We start from the raw sequence: 19,566 nt of genomic DNA on the forward strand, positions 1-19,566 counted from the left end.
TCAAGCGAAGGTGAGTGGATATTGAGCGAATTTCAAGAACAACAGGATTTTCAGGATACTCCAATTATTCTGCAACAATATTCGTTGCATACTAGATATGTTGAAAACTTTGGGAAAGTAAAGAAAGTTTATACAGATAAAGGGATTTTCGCATTGAAAGCGATATCCCCCCAAATTGGGATGGACTTCTTCAAAAATATGCAGTACTTATATCAGCGCGGTTACAACCGGATTGTTCCGATTTACCCAACAACAGACGGAAGGTATGCCGTTCTGCATGGTGGGCGTTTATATTACTTGATGCCGTGGCTGCTGAATGAGGATTCGGGTGAACGCGATGAACGCCATATGCAGCTATTCCGTGAGCTAGCCAGGATGCACACCCTATCCATAAAAGAAAGGTCTGTTAAAAAAGAAGAAAGGGAAGAGCATTACGAAGAGACTGTAAAGCAGTGGAAAGAACATCACGAATTCATCGACGAATTTGCGGCCGAGAGTGAGAAAAAGTGGTATATGTCACCATTTGAGCTTATGTTTTGCATGTACTATATCGACATCACCCAGGCTTTAAATTATGCGCAAAAAAAGCTTGAGGAATGGTTTGAAAAAACAAAAGAGGATGAAAAAGTAAGGACTGTAGTCACTCATGGAAAGCCGTCCATGGAGCATTTCATATACGATGACAGAGGCTACGGCCATTTTATAAATTTTGAAGATTCAAAAACGGCTCCTCCTCATTTCGACTTATTGCCTTTTCTGGTAAAATCGGCAAAAACCTATCCTACTCGGTGTGATGATTGTGTAACGTGGCTCTATAATTATTTTAAATATTTTCCGTTTAAAAGCGAGGAAATGCTATTATTTCAGAGCTATATGGCGTATCCCGGTTCATCCATTCAAACCGTAAGAAACTATTTCGAGAAAAAGGGAGGGAAAAGCGAGTTATACTATGTCAGTCAGCTACAGAGGCAATATTGGCAGTTGAAAAACACCGAATATATTGTAATGAAGATTGAAGAAATCGAACAGCAGAAAAAAGCGGCTGCCGAACAGGCACAAGCTCAAAGCTAAACAGCCGGCCAGCCAAATAAAAATTGCTGGCCGGTCATTTTTTTGTAATGCAAAGATAGCTTGGCAAAAAGGTGTAAGTGTGAGGCAATGGCCAAAGTGCAGTTATTAAGTATCTGAGCAACTACGCCCTTAGTGTTCGCATTTACCAATCGGAAAATTTTATAATCATCATATCCACTCTAGCTGGAAGGCTACAGCAATTAAAATAAAGATGGCAAGAATCAAAACATCGACCGCTGTTGGCAGCAATAAAGTCCTGATTCCCTGGAAAACCGTGAAAGGAATGATGAATTGGGAGCAAACACTTCGGACTGTTCTGAGCCATGGCGGCAGTGCGTAAGGAGAATATTTTCGTTTCATTTCAGCATCCATCCTTCTTTCTTTATCATATAATAACTTATGTCTATCTGGATAAATATGTGCCTTTTGCCCAACACCAATTGTGGGGCTCATGTATACAATGAGTAAAAAACGGAAAAGATTATTGACTATAGAAGACATAATTATGTACTATATTAAATGAATCTTCCCACTTTGCTGAGGAAGGGAAATTGAATAGATGTAAAGACCATGAACAGGAATAGTAAGATGCCATACTGCTTTCCAGAGAGGAAACCATCAGCTGGGAGGTTTCCAGGCCGGTACCATCCGAAGTCGCCTGTGAGTCGTTTTCGTGAACCTTTTTAGTACGCTTCGGTGTGTACTCTTTTGGCTAGCGGAAAACCGGTAAAAACCGTTATCTGCATTTGAGAGCCGAACAATAATTTTTTATTTTGTCGGAAAAAAGGTGGAACCGCGAACAACTTCCTTCGTCCTTTTGTGATGAGGGAAGTTTTTTATTTTTCCGGGGTATTGAATGTTTGATTAAGGAGGAAGTTTTATGGAACAACAGCAGCAAACAATGCCGACCAAATATGATCCACAGACAATCGAAAAAGGCCGGTATGAATGGTGGTTGAAAGGGAAATTTTTTGAAGCGAAGAGCGATCGTGATAAAGAGCCATATACAATCGTAATCCCGCCCCCGAACGTAACTGGGAAATTGCATCTTGGACATGCCTGGGATACAACCCTGCAAGATATCTTAACCCGAATGAAACGGATGCAGGGATATGACGTACTATGGCTGCCGGGTATGGACCATGCCGGAATTGCCACGCAAGCAAAGGTGGAAGAAAAGCTGCGCAGCCAGGGCCAAACCCGTTATGACCTGGGAAGGGAGAAGTTCCTGGAAGAAACATGGAAGTGGAAAGAAGAATATGCAGACCACATCCGCCAGCAATGGGCGAAACTAGGGCTAGGCCTTGATTATTCAAGAGAACGGTTTACTTTGGATGAAGGTCTTTCAAAGGCGGTCCGTGAAGTTTTCGTTTCCTTATACAATAAAGGATTGATCTATCGCGGTGAATATATCATCAACTGGGATCCGTCTACCAAAACAGCCCTTTCTGACATTGAGGTTATTTATAAGGATATACAGGGCGCTTTCTACCATATGAAATATCCATTGGCGGATGGTTCAGGACATATTGAAATTGCCACAACCCGCCCTGAGACCATGCTTGGGGATACTGCGGTAGCAGTCCACCCCGAAGATGACCGCTATAAACATTTAATCGGCAAAACAGTGATCCTCCCAATTACCGGTCGAGAGATTCCAATCGTAGGTGATGATTATGTGGACATGGAATTTGGTTCAGGTGCCGTAAAAATCACGCCTGCCCATGACCCGAACGATTTTGAAATCGGCAACCGCCACAACCTTGAACGGATACTTGTGATGAACGAAGACGGTACGATGAACGGTAAAGCCGGGAAATATGAAGGAATGGACCGCTTTGAATGCCGTAAACAAATCGTCAAGGATCTTCAAGAACAAGGGGTTCTTTTCAAAATTGAAGATCATCTTCATTCGGTTGGCCATTCAGAACGCAGTGGGGCAGTAGTAGAACCTTACTTATCTACCCAATGGTTCGTAAAGATGCAGCCGCTTGCCGACGAAGCGATTGCCCTTCAGCAAAAATCGGAAAGTGAAAAGGTTCATTTCGTACCAGATCGTTTTGAGAAGACATATCTTCACTGGATGGAAAATATCCGTGATTGGTGTATTTCGCGCCAGCTTTGGTGGGGACACCGTATCCCTGCGTGGTACCATAAACAAACAGGCGAGGTTTATGTTGGCCTGGAGGCTCCGGAAGACAGCGAAAACTGGGAGCAGGACAAAGATGTTCTTGACACTTGGTTTAGCTCAGCACTTTGGCCTTTCTCTACGATGGGGTGGCCAGATACCGAATCTGCCGATTATAAACGTTACTATCCGACTGGAGCACTTGTTACCGGATATGATATTATCTTCTTCTGGGTCTCACGGATGATATTCCAAGGCCTTGAGTTCACTGGCGAGCGGCCATTTAAAGATGTATTAATTCATGGGCTTGTCCGTGACGCACAGGGACGCAAGATGAGTAAATCGCTTGGCAATGGTGTCGACCCAATGGACGTCATAGACCAATACGGTGCTGATTCCTTGAGATACTTCTTGTCAACCGGAAGCTCTCCTGGACAGGATTTGCGCTTCAGCATCGAAAAGGTAGAAGCGGTCTGGAACTTTGCCAACAAGATTTGGAACGCTTCACGTTTTGCGTTGATGAACATGGAAGGCTTAACGTATGAAGAGATTGATTTAAGCGGAGAAAAGTCTGTAGCGGATAAGTGGATTTTGACGCGTTTGAATGAAACGATCGAAACCGTTACAAGACTCGCCGATAAATATGAATTTGGTGAAGTCGGCCGGATCCTTTACAACTTTATCTGGGATGATTTCTGTGATTGGTACATTGAAATGGCGAAGCTTCCGTTATATGGAGAAGATGAGGCTGCCAAGAAAACGACCCGTTCAATCCTAGCATATGTCCTGGATAATACGATGAGATTGCTGCATCCTTTCATGCCGTTCATTACCGAGGAAATTTGGCAGAACCTGCCTCATAAAGGTGAATCCATCACAACAGCAGCTTGGCCGGAAGTGAATCCTGAGCTAACTGATGCGGAAGCGGCTGAAGAGATGAAGCTCCTTGTTGAAATTATCCGTTCTGTCAGGAACATCCGCGCAGAGGTAAACACACCAATGAGCAAAAAAATCAAGCTGATTCTGAAAGCAAAGGATGAAGCCACATTAAGCAAGCTTCAGAAAAACAGTGCTTATATTGAGCGCTTCTGTAACCCTGAGGAATTGACAATCGGCACAGATGTTGAGGAACCAGGCCAGGCGATGACAGCCGTGGTTACAGGGGTGGAATTAATTCTTCCCCTTCAAGGCTTGATCAATATTGAGGAAGAAATCAGCCGTCTAGAAAAGGAACTCGAAAAATTAAACAAAGAAGTAGAGCGCGTCCAAAAGAAATTAAACAACGAAGGCTTTGTAAAGAAAGCACCTGAAAAGGTTATTGAAGAAGAACGTGCGAAGGAAAAAGATTACAGTGAAAAACGCGACACAGTCATCAGCAGAATAAACGAATTGAAACAGCTTTAATTGTAAGAGGATGAACCTTGATGCGGTTCATCCTCTTTTTTCATGATCGGGTAAAATAATTGTGTCGAGAGGGGGGATAACCTTTTATCAGCGGAAAAAACGAGATATAAGCGAACATTTAAATATATGAGCGAAAATCCCAATATATAAGTGAAAATTAAACTATATAAGCGGAAATCCATATATATGAGCGAAGCATTATATGAGAAAACTGAAGTTCCATCAAATTCCAAATATATAGCAGAATTTCAATTACATAAGCAAAAATATTAATCTATTAAGAAAATTACTGTACTAATTCTCCCTTAATATACCGCAGATACTCCCTAACAATGTTTATATCTGTCAGCACACTTAGCGTCCGGCTCCCGACAACATCTTCAATCTCATTCAACAAAAAGCTGCCATCTTCGGAAAAAACAAAATCGACGCCCACCATGCCAAAATCCACAGTGTGAATGATCGTTTCTACAAGGCCTTTTTGTTTATTGGATAGTTCATAAAGTGAGGCATTGCCGCCTAAGCTGAAATTTGATTTAAAATCAGTATCCGATTCTCTCAGTACAGACGCAATGATTTTCCTGCCGACCACAAATACGCGTACATCCTTGCCGTAAACGGCAGGTTTTTGGAATATCCATTTGCCAGGCGATCCTTGTAACAAGTGCTCGTCATTTTGATTTTCAATTAGGTACACCTGTTTTCCGCCCCGGCCAGAAACTTCTTTAGCTACATAAGGATATGGAAGCAGTACTTCTTCCCGGCGGAAGTGGTCATAGCTGCCATATAGCGTATCAGCCATTGGAATTCCAAGCCCGGCCATAAATTGATGTGTTTTCGCTTTGTTATTGCATATTTCTGAGACACATGAAGAATTAAAGCATCTTACACCGAGAAGCTCTAGTTGCCTTGTAAAAAAAGGATCAATTGTCCTTACGATTGCAAATGATGGAAGGGGGACATCTTTCCTTTGATGGAATAAGACCAGCTTTGAGTTAGCATGTCCCAATGTGAAATCTTCCCGGAAAAACAGGAAAAGCTTTATATTCATTTGGCTGGCTTCTTTAATCATCCAGTCAATATAAGACTTATTTCGCGAGGCATCTTGCTTTGAATAAATTAGCCATCCCTCTTCAGTCATTGTGTTTTTTCCTTCTCTTTCTGCAAGATATAATCCATCATATAATCTGCTATATTTACTCCTGTTGCATGGTAGATATTTAACAAATGGGAATTTGAGTTCACTTCACATAGCAGTGGTCCATTTTCGCCAAACAACAGGTCTATACCTGCAAAATCGACACCAAGTATATCTGCGCACCTTATTGCCAGTTCGGCTTCTTCTGTAGTCGGGGAATATGGCAAGGTTTTTCCCCCGTTCGAAACATTAGCACGAAAATCATTTTCGGACACACGGAGCATCGAAGCGACAACCCTGCCCCCGACAACGTTCAATCGAATGTCCCTGCCCCTGCTGCTTTGGACAAACTCTTGGAGGATGAAAGGTGAATGGGCAATTTCTCTTACTTTTTCAATCAATGTCCTTTCGTTTTCAATAAGGTATACTTGTTGGCCAAATGAGCCGTACGCTTCTTTTATCACCAGAGGGTATCCAAGATATGAACCAATATTTCGGAAAGCCTTAAAATCATTCCGGGATATCCCTTCATATGTAAAAGGAGGAAAAATGGTTTTAGGCATTGGTATACCGTGGTTTGCGAGGGCATGGTGGGTCTTGGCTTTACTATCGCAAATATCAATGGCTTCGCTGCTATTATAAACGCTTAGCCCCATCAATTCTAAATGGCGGGCTAAAGGGATATCTTTATCCATATAAACGACAAAGTCGGGAAGTTTTTCTGCCTGTTCGCCCTTTAACCTGGCTACGCCATTATCTAGAACCGGCATCAATTCTGTATTTCTGACGATAGCCGTTTTAACATTCTTTCTCTCCGCCGCATCCTTTATAAAAATTGCTAGTTCGGAAAATTTCTCTTGCTGCAAATAACCGTTTACAATGATCCAACAGCTTTTTTGCGAATTGTCCATCTATGCTGCACTTCCTTTAGATAGTTACTTATTGTTAAAACTATTGTAAAATAAATCTTTACAGAAAGTAAGAAGTAGTGCAAGATTGGAGGCTTTCACATGAACAGAACCACGATGGCTGAAATAGAACAATACCTGATACAGAGGCAGATGAAGCTAGGAATGGATTTTGGCTTGTCCCGGATGGAAAAGCTTCTCGATTATCTTGGCAATCCCCATCTTAACCTTAAATTTATTCATATAGCGGGCTCGAATGGCAAAGGCTCAACATTGAATTTTATCAGAGAGATACTAATTGAGGCCGGTGTATCCGTAGGTGCCTTTACTTCCCCATATTTAGAAAGCATCAATGAACAATTTATGATAAATAAAGAAATGATACATGATCGGGAATTTATTTCAATTTTTAATCAAATTGAAGAGGTTGTTGAGTTGATGGACAAGGAATCAAACGGGCCGACACAGTTTGAAATTTTGACAGCCATCGCTTTTATCTTTTTTAAAAGGAACGATGTTGACCTTGCCTTAATTGAAGCGGGACTTGGGGGCAGGCTTGATTCGACGAACGTTGTTACCCCCATTTTGTCCATCATTACATCTATTTCCCTTGAGCATACCAATATCCTGGGAAATTCCATCGAAATGATTGCGCGGGAAAAAGCCGGCATAGTCAAGAAAGGAGTGACGATTATCAGCGGTGTGAACAACTCGCAGGCAGAACAAGTTATCCGACTGAAGGCTGAATCAGAGAATGCCCCTCTATTTCAACTTGGTAGGGAGTTTGCCGTAGAGGCTAGGAAAAACGAGGACACCTCACAGGCCTTCTTGTTTCGAATGGGCGAATATGTTCTGGAAAATGTCCGGCTAGCAATGCTAGGAAAGCACCAGGCGGAAAATGCTTCATGCGCGTTAACGGCAATTAGGCTGATAAATGAACGCGACGACTTTTCCATTAATGAAGAAAGCATGCGAAAAGGGCTGTGCAGGGCAGCATGGAGGGCCCGTTTTGAACTCTTATCCAGAAGTCCGTTGATCATATTGGACGGTGCACATAACCCAGCGGGAATTTCCGTTTTAACGGAGACACTTCATTCCGCCTTTCCCGAAAAAAAATATCGCTTTCTTTTTACGGCGCTAAACGATAAAAACTATCAAGAGATGATACAGCTCCTGGATCAAAATGCCGAAGAGGTTATCTTTACAGAAATTCCCCATGCCCGCGCTGCAAAAGCCGAGGAGCTTTATGAATGGAGTAAAAGCCGCCATAAAAAATGGATGAAAAACTGGCAAATGGCCATCGAAGAAGCCATGAAAAACCTGTCGGAAAGCGAAGCTCTTATTATTACGGGCTCCTTATATTTTTTGGCGCTTGCAAGGCCTTATGCACAGGCTGTGCTTGAGGGAAAATTCAAATGAAAAAGGAACAATGATTATCTCTCAAATGAAAAAGGGTTTCAACCGCTCGTCTGCCAATCGACAAGTTCATAGATTCTACTTTATTGTTCATTTCTTGTGTTTAAAATTAGTATATTATTGAACTAGTATATTTCATAAATTATGGTGGGGGTAATGGTTTGGTTTTAATCATCACAACAGGAATTGCTGTTGCTCTTGTTTCTTTTCTTGTACTACTCGTTCCAATCGGCCTGACGGGTGCTGGAAAAATGCTAGTCATAATTACGTGCACAATCGTAAGTTTAATTGGAATACTTGGCAGAAGCGTGTTTTCTTTATCGCAGCTCGCTTTATTTCAACTCGTTTTGGCTTTATTATTCACATACATTTTCTATAAAAGATTCCAATTGTTTCGTTTGGAAGAGGATACTGTTGATTTTGATTCCCAAGATAGGATGAAACCGTTTTATTCTCTTAAAGAACTTGAGGAAAAAGCAAAGTCTTCTACAACAATTGATGAATATTATTCCGTTCCAAAGAGGATAAAGTCAGATCCTTTGTATGTGGAAGAATTAACGTCCACTATGTCTTCAATGGGCGATAATGAAACAGAAATTTATGAGGAAACAATGAATGAGCGCACCGGTATGGAAAAGAAAGACTATCAAGATATGAATATTGGTGAAAAGCGAGAAAAAATGGTAGAAATACATAGTTCAAACCAAGATGCTTGTAATCTTAATCTGGAACATATCTATGAGATCACAGATGTATTTGACATGGATAGCAGATTATCTGCATTAAACAAGCCGATTGACGCTGAGAACTTAGTAGAGCCAAACCCATATTATAGTGCGCATATATTAGAGACAGCTAGTTCATTGGAAGATGGTGATTTAGATTTATTAATCGAGTCGAGGAGGATGGTTTCTCATAACATTGACGACTTCACAATCCTTGAGAGCTTTCAGGAAAATCAGAAGACGTTTTCATCAGCAGACGAAGCCAACGAACAACAAAATGAGGCCTTTCATGATACCGGAATGGATTTAAAGGATTTACAGTCCAATCTAACAAAAACACACAATAAATATTCGAATGAAGAAATAAACAGTATTTTTGAAGATTTAGAAGAACTTTATCTACGGAATAAAAGGAAAAAGAATGAGTAGGAGCACTCGATAAATGAAGAATACAACTTCTTCCTATTTTAAATTCCTTCTTTTAATTTTAGCAGGAACGTTTTTTATCAGCCTTTTTTCTAAATTTGGAACCGAGGCCCAAAATGCCGTATTTCAATCTAATCAAAAGTTTGCTGACAAAACTTACATAGGTTCGGTAAATGTTGAAAATCTTACAAAAAAAGAGGCAAAAGAAAAAATAGAAAAAGCGGCTGCTGATTGGAGAAACAATGCAGATATAGCCTTCACGTTTGCCGATACAAAACTTAAGGTTCCTAACAATCAAATTTCGTTTTTAATTGATGATTCAGTTTTTTCTGCAGCAAGCGGGATGGAAAATCCCCTTTTTGTTTCTGTTAACGAAAAGTTGATCGATGATCAAATTAAAAAGCATACAAGCCAAACGTTGGTAACCAATATTGACATCAAGAAGTTGAAAAGGGAAATAAAGAGGCGAACCGGTACCTTGCCGAAAGAAAAGATAGAGATTAGATTACTAGACTTTTTAAAAAAGGACTCACATTTAAAACAAGAAGTCCTTTCAAGTTCGATGATAAAAGTGGATGATCATGAGTACCTTGATGCCTGGTTACAGGAGTCCAAGGAAATCAAAATCAAGGAAAATTCTAATTTCTCTTTTTTGGAATATTTAAGAAATGCTAAATTGGATTTTTCTGATGAGTTTCTGACATTGTCAGCTTCCTCTCTATATAAGGCAATATTAAATACGAATTTGCAAATCATAGAGAGGAATATAAGCAGGGAGCTTCCTGAAGGCATGGAACCTGGTTTTGAAGCAAAGATCAAACAGAATAGCATGGATCTGATTTTATATAATCCAAACGATTATGACCTGACTGTCAATTTTAGCTCTGATAAGAAAGGCTTTCTAAAAACAGATATTATTGGTTATAAAACGCCCACAACATATAACATTCGCCTGCAAAATAAAAAATACTTTAAACCAAAGCAAATCATTCAATATGTTCCGGACATTACTCTTGTTAGTAAACCGGCCAATCATCCGGGTAAGCAAGGTGTCTCTGTCTCTATCTACCGGGAAATAACGGATTCAAATGGCGTAAACAAGGATTCTGTTTTTGTCTCTAACGATATTTACCTTCCGGTGAACGAAGTGGTTGTAAAGGAGATTCCTGCTTTGGCGGAACCACCGGATGCGGAACCTGAGGATGCTGCCGCTACAAATGAAAATGGTGGAAATGCCATTGAAGATACCACTGGGACGAATGAGTCGGAAAAGTCACAAGCGGACGATATCGCTGATTCTAACGATAGGAGTGAAAACGAAAGTAATCTTTCTGAAAAATCCGGAGAATAAAGCAGCAACAGGCTGACAATCAAATGTCAGCCTGTTGCTGCTACTAATCTAAAGAGGTTGAACCGATAATCTCCCAGTAGGAATTACCATCTCCATTTGAATTCTTATTTAGTTCCCACACACCCTCACCTAAATGCTTACAGGAGGTTTCACTAGTTTTTTCCACGGTTAAAGGGAATAAATTTTCCGGCTTATGAATTTTTCCGTGAACACAGATCGACGCTCCATTTTTTATGCTGTTTCCTTGAAGCGAAACAGTTTCAAAAAGTGCATCACCGGCAATTTCAAGTCTTGATTCCTGGTTTAAAAATAAATCCCCACCTCTATAATAGAAATGGCCGTTTACTTTAAAAAGACCGTTGCTTGGCATATAGAGGCCTTGGTTAGCAACAATGTTTCCATTAATCACCAAATTTACAGTGGGGTTGATTCTAACTTCTGATAGGAAATTAACATTTTTGTTATATGATGTATCGTCTAGATAATGGCTTTTATTCCAGTCTATTTGTTGATAAGAAGCACCTTTTGGATTTATATTTCCAAAGTCAAAACTCCCGGATCCATTCTTGCTAAGCGTAATCTTTTCGCTTTTCTCCATCCTATAGTCGCTTACAAATCCAATGCTACGATAAATAATCTCTATTTTCTTATTCCCAATTTTTTTTATATTCGCCGTTTCGATTTTGTAATAATAAGTGGGATTTCTTGTAGACGGCGAATCCATATTTGGTAGTTCTTGATGCAAAAGCGCTATCGCTTCATCTGTATCAGATGGTAATGTGGGAACAATACTTTCGACAAGAGTCCTGTAATATATAGTGCCCATTTCAGTCAGGTTCGTTAATTGAATCTTTTCCTCGGTTTTTCTATTCTGTACAGAGCTGTTTAAAACATTCGTTAGCAAAGTAACTGAGAAAACCCCTATTAGTGTGATGGTAAGTAGTACTATAATTAAGGTATATCCTTTTTCATTATTATTCCATTTCATGTTTATGCTCCCAATGAACTATTCATTGCTCCCTGCTTTCAAGTACCCATATACTTCCGTGATTTTTTTGGGGGGTTCCTCTGTTCCCTCAAACATTAAAATTTCCACCTTAACCTTAAATAGATTTAAGTTTCTCTCCTTAAATGACTGGCTAACAGAAATGTCTGGGTAATAGCTTTTGTTATTTATTTCATAGGAGTAATAATTCGGATGGTCAGGGTCTTCTGGCAGTCCCAAAAATCGCTCTATACCTGTAAAAGATTGGTTTGTATTATGTACTAGATAATTAATGACAGACTCATTATTTGTAGTATTATAGAGGATTCTTTCCGCAATATTAACTGCCGAAAATTTATCCTCCGTTTTAGTAGAAAAAGTGACCGAATTGGAGAAAACGGCAGAAAAAATTGTTATGACTATTCCTAAAATAGTAATCGAAACAAGGATCTCTATAAGAGTAAACCCCGTGTTCGACAGTCGTGATTTTGAATAATTCACCAAATTGTATCACCTTTTTAGCTTTTTATTCATTATAGTACATAATATAATTAGTCTAGGAAAAAAATTGAAGAAATTTGGGGAATAAGAATGAAATGGAAGCGAATATGTGACGAAAAAGGACTAACCCTGATTGAACTGTTGGCAACTCTCACAATTTCAAGTCTACTTATTGGCATTTCCTGGGGGATACTATCTGCTAGTTTTAATCAAAACAATAAAGCCCAATCCCATAATCTGTTACGGCAGGAAGCAAATATAGCCATAACACAAATCAGGCAGCTTCATCATTTACAAAATTATTCGTTATGCTATGAAAATGATGAAATGATTTACCTAGACCTAAATAAATCCAGTCCATTAACCAGTGAGGGCTACAAATTTGCCAATATTTCATTTGAGAACGATCATAAGATTTTAACAAATACTAATTCATGTTTACATATTAATATCTCAAGTCCTCTAACAGTTGATTTTACTTTGATAGACAATCATAGTAATAGATTTGATCTGCAAACTACTATTGATAACATTGGAAACTACGGTAATACACCAAGCCCCGGGAAAGGAGAGAGCGAAACCCCCGATCCAGTTGAACAGCCAAACCAGCCGCCCATTCCTGGTGATGGTGATGAAGAACGTGAAGATGAAGACAATGATAGAGATCGTGAAAATGAAGAGAATGATAGAGATCGTGATAATGAAGATAACCAGGAAGACCGTGATGATAGAGGCGATAAAGACGAACGTGAAGATGAAGATGAAACCGAAGGTAGAGACGATGATGGAGAGTATAAAGATAAAGATGATGATAAACAAAATGAACACGATCACGGTTGGGAACGGAATGATGAAGATGGAATAGATTTTTTCCAAGATGGTGATAGGGAAGATGATGAGTAAGATGATTAAAGCTCAAGATTCGAAGATAAATATTATGAAGTACACAGGTGAAAACTATGTCGATTAAACGAAAACTCCTTGGAGATTTACTTGTTGATGCAGGAATTATTTCGGAAAGCCAGCTTCAGGATTCTTTAAGGCTGAAAAAAGATGGGCAAAAGCTTGGCGACGCACTCCTCGAGAGGGGATTAATCAACGAACGGCAGCTGGTAAAAGTGTTAGAATTCCAACTTGGAATCCCCCAGATCAACTTATACAGGTATCCTGTGGATACGAATTTATTGGACTTAATTCCTAAAGAGTTTGCCTTTCGCAATGTGTTAATGCCGATTAAAAGAGATGGCAATCACCTTGTGGTTGCCATGTATGATCCGATGGATTATATCGCTCTTGATGATATGCGTTTATCAACAGGGTTGCAAATTTCTCCTGTTATTGCGACAAAGGACGAAATTTTGTCTGCTTTACATAGACACTATAGTATGGCTGAAACGTTTGAAGAAATTGAAGAAGATTCGTTGAATGATGCTGATCTGGATAGTGAAGAAGCACCTGCTGTAAGGCTTGTGAACCAGATACTGGCGATGGGGATACAGTTGAAGGCCAGTGATATTCACATTGATCCACAAGAGGCGAGAATCCTTGTTCGCTATCGAGTGGATGGAATTTTGCGGACCGAGCGGATCCTTTCCAAGAATATATATAGCTTGCTCATCGCCCGGATCAAGATTATGGCAAACATGAATATTACTGAATCCCGGCTTCCACAGGATGGACGGATAAAGCTTGATATAAACTCGATACCGGTAGATCTACGAATCTCATTATTGCCGACCGTGTATGGAGAGAAAGCAGTTATTCGTATCCTGGATTTATCAAACGTCTTGTTACATCTCACACAGCTTGGATTTAATAAAGTGAATCTGCAAACATTTTTCGGGTTGATTGAAAGGCCATCAGGAATGGTTTTAATTACAGGACCCACCGGATCAGGAAAGACATCCACACTCTATGGCGCACTAAATCATTTAAATAAGGAACAAGTGAACATCATAACGGTGGAAGACCCTGTGGAATATCAACTGAAAGGAATAAATCAAGTTCAGGTGAACCCCTCCATCGGTTTAACATTTGCCAGCGGGCTACGCTCAATCCTAAGACAAGATCCCAACATTGTAATGATTGGCGAAATCCGTGATAAGGAAACGGCAGAAATCGCTGTACGCGCATCCCTCACAGGGCATTTCGTGTTTAGCACTCTTCACACAAACAGCGCACTGACAACGATTCCAAGATTGCTAGATATGGAGGTTGAGCCCTATTTGGTCGTTTCTGCTTTATCAGGAGTGGTGGCACAAAGATTGATAAGAAAAGTATGTAAAGACTGCATGGTTGAATATACACCATCAGAAATGGAGAAAAACCTATTTCAAAAGCGTGGTATAAAGGTCGATATACTTTACAGAGGATCTGGATGCCCAAGCTGCCAAAATACCGGTTACAGAGGCAGAATGGCCATACACGAAGTATTAAATATAGATGAAAAAATCCAATCGATGATGATGAATAATAAGTCGATTCAGGAAATAAAGCAATATACTATGCGAAATGGCATGATTTTTTTGCTTGATGATGGTTTGTTAAAGGCTAAAAACGGCATGACCACAGTTGAAGAAGTTTTAAGGGTAGCGATACAGGATTAGGAGGAACTCTTTTGAAGGATAGACTCGATTATATTTTGACAGCGGCATTTGAATTGGGAACTTCCGATATCCATTTAACTGTTGGTGTGCCGCCGATAATGAGATTACATGGTGAGTTAAAACATTATGGCAAGGAAAGTTTAAAGCCGGAAGATACCGAAGCAATGGCAAGGGCCATTATTCCGGACAACTTATGGCAGACATTTAAAGAAAAAGGGGAACTGGACTTTTCTTACGGAATACCAAGTGTCTCACGGTTCAGAGTAAATGCTTACCACCAAAGATCGTGTGTTAGTCTTGCAATAAGGGTTGTACCGACAGAAATCCCCACTTTGGAGCGGCTTAATCTGCCGGACATTCTAAAACACATTTCCGAGAAACCACAAGGCCTGGTCTTGGTCACAGGCCCCACCGGGAGCGGGAAATCTACAACACTAGCAGCCATGCTCGATTATATTAATAAAAACATGAAACGGCATATCATTACCTTGGAAGATCCGATTGAATATCTGCATAAACACAGGTTAAGCGTGATAGATCAACGTGAAGTCGGGTTTGATACGCAAAATTTTGCAAACGGTTTACGGGCATGCCTTCGCCAGGATCCGGATATCATCCTGGTTGGCGAAATGCGTGATTTAGAAACGATTTCAACGGCAATCACAGCCGCTGAAACCGGGCATCTCGTGTTGGGTACCCTGCATACAACCGATGCGCCTTCCACCATTGATCGGATTATTGATGTATTTCCGGCGAATCAGCAGCCGCAGGTACGGGTCCAGCTCGCTTCCGTATTAACTTCAATTATTTCACAGCGGCTTTTTCCCACCACCGCTAAAAATGGCCGCGCGGCAGCAATTGAAATTATGATAAACAATTCAGCAATCCGGAATTTAATACGAAATGAAAAAATTCATCAGATACATAGTGTGATGCAGACAAGTAAGTCAATGGGCATGCAGACGTTAGAAATGTCTATCAGGGATTTGGTAGATTCAAATATAATCGACCAGCAGGTTGCAGCATCATATCTTCAGGAAGGTGTTAGGTAATGCCTGTTTTTCAATACCAGGGAAGGAATAAGACAGGTAAAAGAAAAAGTGGTAAAGTTATGGCTGAAAACCGCAAAGAAGCAGTACTGAGACTACGGGAATCAGGTGTTTCAGTCATATCCATCAATGAACTCAACGGAATTTTATATAAAGAAATTTCATTGGGTGGAAAAAAGGTTAAAAATAAAGACTTCATCATCTATCTTCGCCAATTTTCCACACTATTGAAAGCTGGGGTTCCTATTGTGGAGGCCACGAAAATATTGGCACAGCAAACCTCCAGCAAGGTGCTCAAAAAAACTTTGGCAGCAGTAGTGCAGAATCTTGAAGAAGGAAAACCTTACTCTGATGCAGCGGAAGAACAAAACGGTGCTTTCCCGCCGTTATTCACTAATATGGTACGTGCCGGTGAAGCAGGCGGAAACCTGGATGAAATTTTGGAACGAATGGCCGTCTACTTTGAAAAACAATATCGAACAAGACAAAAAGTAAAGTCTGCGATGATGTATCCTGCCACGGTGGGCATCATTTCTATCGTTATCGTAATTTTTCTGCTCTCGACCGTTGTGCCGGCATTTGCCGGCATGTTCGCCACTTTTGGAGGCGAGCTGCCATTAATCACTAGAATCGTAATGAGTCTTGGAAGCTTTTTCGGTTCCTATTGGTGGGTATTCCTATTATTAGCGATAGCTGTGTACATCGGCGTTTATCTGCTAATATCAAACCGCAAAACCAAATATTTTTTAGACTATGTACTTTTAAAGTTACCATTGTTCGGCAGCCTGCTTCAAAAGGCTCAAATTGCACGGATGACCAGAACCCTCAGTTCCCTTTTTTCTAGTTCTGTGCCAATTTTACAGTCAATTATGATTGTAGAAAGGATATTAGGGAACGAAGTGCTGTCGAAAGTCTTAAGGGAAGCAAGAACTTCCATTGAAAAAGGCCAGTCAATGGCAGTTCCCATGGAAATTCACTGGGCGTTTCCTCCCATGGTCACCCAAATGATCGCAATCGGGGAAAAATCAGGGACGTTGGACTCTATGCTTGATAGAGTGGCGGACTTTTATGAAATGGAGGTAGACAATTCAACGGACCAAATAAAATCTTTGATAGAGCCAATGATGATTGTCTTCCTTGCTTTTGTTGTCGGTGGTATAGTGGGAGCCATTGCTGTACCGATGTTTAGCATATTTGAAACAATTAACTAATAGTAAAATATTCACATAAATTACATGGTAAAATTAACATTTCTCTATTACAATAGCAACATAATATACATAATTGGAAACGATGATAGGTCATTTGTATCTGGGCACTTGAATGACCAGGAGTTAGTAGTGCAACCCGCCAATTTTTATGTTTAAGTCAGCCTAGACTTTAAATGTGAAATTTGGCGTTTTTTATGTCAACTGGTTTCGATCCTAGAATACTAGACGGTTAGAAAAGCACTTATTTTGTTTGTTAAAGTGACACATAAAAGACGCGAGGAGAGAATTTGATGAAACGTTTTAAAGAAATTCTTAAGAATCAAAGGGGATTGACCCTGGTTGAGCTGCTTGCAGTAATAGTTATTTTGGGCATTATTGCAGCGATTGCTGTTCCTAGTATTGGGAAAATTATTGATAATAGCAAGAAGGATGCGCATATTGCGAATGCGGAGCAATTGGTTGCAGCTGCACGATTAGCTCAAGCAGATCAACTTAATCAGTCCACTGTGTTTGAAGGCAGTCAAGCTACCGTTAATAATGCTTCAATATCACCTAAAAACGGTTATAACTTCGAACAATTAGTTGAAGGGGGATATCTAGAAAGTTTAATCGATCCTGACTCTTCAAATAAGGCAGCTTATACGGATGGCTATGTCGAAGTTGTAAAGGATACAAACAATAGGATTACATATAAAGTTTTTTTAGACGGAGCGAAATATGATATAGGGTCAAACTCTAATCCTGTTCTATATACGGAAATTACAAGAGAAGATGTAAAATAATAGAAAATAACATCAACGACAATCAATACTCCTTACTGAAGGAGTTCTTTTTTTATCTATATTCAACCTCCCTACAAGTCTTGTATACTATGTTTAATAGAACGAAAAGGAACCTGCTGATATGGTTTATATATATACATACCTGTTTATTCTCGGAGCTGTTCTTGGCTCGTTTTATAATGTGGTGGGATTACGGGTGCCGGAAAATGTGTCGATAGTCCGCCCGCGTTCCCACTGCGCCACTTGTCACAGGACTTTAGGTGCGGTGGATTTGATTCCTGTTCTTTCATATTTGTTGCTTCGGGGGAAATCCAGGTGCTGTGGCAATAAAATATCAATGATTTACCCGATAGTAGAATTAGTGACAGGACTACTGTTTTTACATGCGTTCTACTGGTTCGGGCTGACGGGTGAATTGGCAGTAGCGTTAACATTTATTTCGCTTTTGGTCATTATTTTTGTTTCAGATATTGTCTATATGATTATCCCTGATAAGGTGCTTTTGTTTTTTATCCCTGTCATCCTGGTCGAGAGGATGTTGGTTCCATTGAATCCGTGGTGGGATATGTTTGCCGGCGCTTTCATTGGCTTTGGGCTTCTTTATCTAATTGCTATTTTAAGCAAGGGAGGCATGGGTGGCGGTGACATCAAGCTGTTTTTTGTGATTGGCCTGGTATTAGGGTTAAAGCTGACCATCCTGGCGTTTTTTATTTCTACGTTGATTGGTGCTTTGTACGGCATACTGGGTATGGGTCTAGGAAAACTGCGGAGAAGCCAGCCAATTCCGTTTGGGCCGTTTATTGCTATAGGGGCACTTGTGTCCTACTTTTACGGTAATTTCATCATGATTTTCTATTTTGATGTGTTTAATTTTTAGGTGGTGCAATTGAATGTTTAAAAGCAGTAAACGCCAGTTACACATTGTCATGAAAGATCGATATATTCACTTTTTAGAAAGTGGGAAAGACCGTTCATTTCTTGCTTATGGGCAAAGGTGCCTGCCCAAGGGTGTGGTTGAAGATGGGCAAATAAAAGAACATGAAACTCTCACAATGATTCTTGAAGAAATAGTGGATCAGCATAAGCTGAAAGGATGTAAAATTTCTTTTTGTGTCCCTGATTCGTTTGTCATCATAAGAAAGGTGGAGGTTCCACTAGAACTATTGGATGAAGAAATTACCGGTTATTTGTATATGGAACTTGGCGAAAGCATTCATTTGCCTTTTGAAGACCCAATTATTGAGGGGGTACCGTTAAGGGAAAACGGTGAGCGGAAGGAAGTTCTTCTAATTGCTTCAAAGGAATCAATAGTGAAAGAATTTTCTAGCCTATTTAAAGAAGTATCCCTAAAACCGGTTGTTGCAGATTTGTCGTTATTATCTCTATATCGAACTTACTATCATTTAAATGTGGCACAGGAAGACGAACACTTGCTAATGATTCAAATTGGGCTGAATTCGATGCTTCTATCCGTCTTCCACAAATATAAGCCAATCATACTTCATCAATTTAGTCTTTCATTTACAGATCAAGAGTATGAAACGGAAAAAAACAGAAGCGGTTCGGAGTATTTTACCTGGAAAGGTGAGTTTGATCGCTTAATGGGTGAAGCCAGTGATATTACGACAGAAATTGAGCGTTTTATAAACTATTATAATTTCAACATCACGAAGGGAAAGCATCAAGTTACCAAGATTTTATTATCAGGTGACCATCCTTGCATGGAATTATTTCATGAACGCATTGATGCTGCGTTTCAGATCGACATTCAACCTTTGCTCAAGCCTTTGTTCCAAACCAAAAAAGGAATCAACATACCTGCTGTGTACGCAGAATGTATTGGACTAGCATTAAAGTAGGTGCCA

17 protein-coding genes, 1 riboswitch and 1 other annotated feature are annotated in these 19,566 nt (G+C 40.0%); of the genes, 12 read left to right on the forward strand and 5 right to left on the reverse strand.

From position 1 onward, the window contains the following. Positions 1 to 21 precede the first annotated feature (21 nt). Complete coding sequence (ysxE, locus tag CUU64_RS19945) at positions 22 to 1,071, forward strand: spore coat protein YsxE (protein WP_180954687.1); 1,050 nt, start codon at positions 22 to 24, stop codon at positions 1,069 to 1,071. Positions 1,072 to 1,239: 168 nt separating this feature from the next. Here ysxE and CUU64_RS19950 read toward each other — a convergent pair whose 3' ends face one another. Beyond that, entirely contained in the window at positions 1,240 to 1,431 is a 192-nt protein-coding gene (locus CUU64_RS19950; protein ID WP_101635472.1) for a hypothetical protein, read from the reverse strand. Between the two features lie 201 nt (positions 1,432 to 1,632). Next, positions 1,633 to 1,891, forward strand: a binding site (T-box leader). Between the two features lie 60 nt (positions 1,892 to 1,951). Here CUU64_RS19950 and CUU64_RS19955 point away from each other — a divergent pair. Beyond that, on the forward strand, positions 1,952 to 4,603 hold the full coding sequence (locus CUU64_RS19955) for a valine--tRNA ligase (RefSeq protein WP_101635414.1): 2,652 nt from the start codon (positions 1,952 to 1,954) through the stop codon (positions 4,601 to 4,603). Between the two features lie 286 nt (positions 4,604 to 4,889). On the opposite strand, the gene CUU64_RS19960 is transcribed toward CUU64_RS19955, so the two are convergent. Both CUU64_RS19960 and CUU64_RS19965 read right to left on the reverse strand, forming a co-directional pair. Continuing rightward, entirely contained in the window at positions 4,890 to 5,744 is an 855-nt protein-coding gene (locus CUU64_RS19960) for an ATP-grasp domain-containing protein (protein ID WP_101635415.1), read from the reverse strand. Then, positions 5,741 to 6,652, reverse strand: coding sequence for an ATP-grasp domain-containing protein (locus CUU64_RS19965; protein ID WP_101635416.1), 912 nt, complete (start codon positions 6,650 to 6,652; stop codon positions 5,741 to 5,743). Before CUU64_RS19965 ends, CUU64_RS19960 begins: the two co-directional genes overlap by 4 nt. Positions 6,653 to 6,751: 99 nt before the next feature. Between CUU64_RS19965 and CUU64_RS19970 the strand changes: the two genes are divergently transcribed. The 3 genes from CUU64_RS19970 (at position 6,752) to CUU64_RS19980 (ending at position 10,567) form a co-directional block, all read left to right on the forward strand. Continuing rightward, a complete protein-coding gene (locus CUU64_RS19970) occupies positions 6,752 to 8,068 on the forward strand; it encodes a bifunctional folylpolyglutamate synthase/dihydrofolate synthase (RefSeq protein WP_101635417.1) in 1,317 nt (438 codons plus the stop codon). A 158-nt stretch (positions 8,069 to 8,226) separates the two neighbouring features. Beyond that, the gene (locus CUU64_RS19975; RefSeq protein ID WP_101635418.1) at positions 8,227 to 9,219 is read left to right on the forward strand and encodes a hypothetical protein; all 993 of its coding nucleotides are present in this window, start codon (positions 8,227 to 8,229) and stop codon (positions 9,217 to 9,219) included. A gap of 13 nt (positions 9,220 to 9,232) precedes the next feature. After that, positions 9,233 to 10,567 carry a VanW family protein gene (locus tag CUU64_RS19980; RefSeq protein ID WP_101635419.1) on the forward strand — a complete coding sequence of 445 codons (1,335 nt, stop codon included), beginning with the start codon at positions 9,233 to 9,235 and terminating at the stop codon, positions 10,565 to 10,567. Positions 10,568 to 10,610: 43 nt separating this feature from the next. On the opposite strand, the gene CUU64_RS19985 is transcribed toward CUU64_RS19980, so the two are convergent. Next, positions 10,611 to 11,555 carry a type II secretion system protein gene (locus CUU64_RS19985; protein ID WP_101635420.1) on the reverse strand — a complete coding sequence of 315 codons (945 nt, stop codon included), beginning with the start codon at positions 11,553 to 11,555 and terminating at the stop codon, positions 10,611 to 10,613. Positions 11,556 to 11,573: 18 nt separating this feature from the next. Then, positions 11,574 to 12,053 carry a type II secretion system protein gene (locus tag CUU64_RS19990; RefSeq protein WP_180954688.1) on the reverse strand — a complete coding sequence of 160 codons (480 nt, stop codon included), beginning with the start codon at positions 12,051 to 12,053 and terminating at the stop codon, positions 11,574 to 11,576. 90 nt (positions 12,054 to 12,143) lie between these two features. Here CUU64_RS19990 and CUU64_RS19995 point away from each other — a divergent pair, with 90 nt between their 5' ends. From CUU64_RS19995 to pilM, 7 genes are all read left to right on the forward strand, one after another. Continuing rightward, positions 12,144 to 12,956, forward strand: coding sequence for a PulJ/GspJ family protein (locus tag CUU64_RS19995; RefSeq protein WP_101635422.1), 813 nt, complete (start codon positions 12,144 to 12,146; stop codon positions 12,954 to 12,956). A gap of 56 nt (positions 12,957 to 13,012) precedes the next feature. Then, positions 13,013 to 14,659, forward strand: coding sequence for a GspE/PulE family protein (locus tag CUU64_RS20000; RefSeq protein ID WP_101635423.1), 1,647 nt, complete (start codon positions 13,013 to 13,015; stop codon positions 14,657 to 14,659). 11 nt (positions 14,660 to 14,670) lie between these two features. After that, positions 14,671 to 15,711 carry a type IV pilus twitching motility protein PilT gene (locus CUU64_RS20005; protein ID WP_101635424.1) on the forward strand — a complete coding sequence of 347 codons (1,041 nt, stop codon included), beginning with the start codon at positions 14,671 to 14,673 and terminating at the stop codon, positions 15,709 to 15,711. Continuing rightward, entirely contained in the window at positions 15,711 to 16,919 is a 1,209-nt protein-coding gene (locus tag CUU64_RS20010; protein ID WP_101635425.1) for a type II secretion system F family protein, read from the forward strand. The genes CUU64_RS20005 and CUU64_RS20010 overlap by 1 nt, the downstream gene beginning before the upstream one ends. 66 nt (positions 16,920 to 16,985) lie before the next feature. Next, a riboswitch (cyclic di-GMP riboswitch) is annotated at positions 16,986 to 17,069 on the forward strand. A gap of 140 nt (positions 17,070 to 17,209) precedes the next feature. Further along, the gene (locus CUU64_RS20015) at positions 17,210 to 17,701 is read left to right on the forward strand and encodes a type II secretion system protein (protein ID WP_101635426.1); all 492 of its coding nucleotides are present in this window, start codon (positions 17,210 to 17,212) and stop codon (positions 17,699 to 17,701) included. A gap of 121 nt (positions 17,702 to 17,822) precedes the next feature. Further along, a complete protein-coding gene (locus tag CUU64_RS20020) occupies positions 17,823 to 18,578 on the forward strand; it encodes a prepilin peptidase (RefSeq protein ID WP_101635427.1) in 756 nt (251 codons plus the stop codon). A 13-nt stretch (positions 18,579 to 18,591) separates the two neighbouring features. Further along, on the forward strand, positions 18,592 to 19,560 hold the full coding sequence (gene pilM / locus CUU64_RS20025) for a type IV pilus biogenesis protein PilM (protein WP_101635428.1): 969 nt from the start codon (positions 18,592 to 18,594) through the stop codon (positions 19,558 to 19,560). Positions 19,561 to 19,566: the final 6 nt, after the last annotated feature.

The organism is Bacillus sp. V5-8f (genome assembly GCF_002863565.1).
GTDB lineage: Bacteria > Bacillota > Bacilli > Bacillales > DSM-1321 > Peribacillus.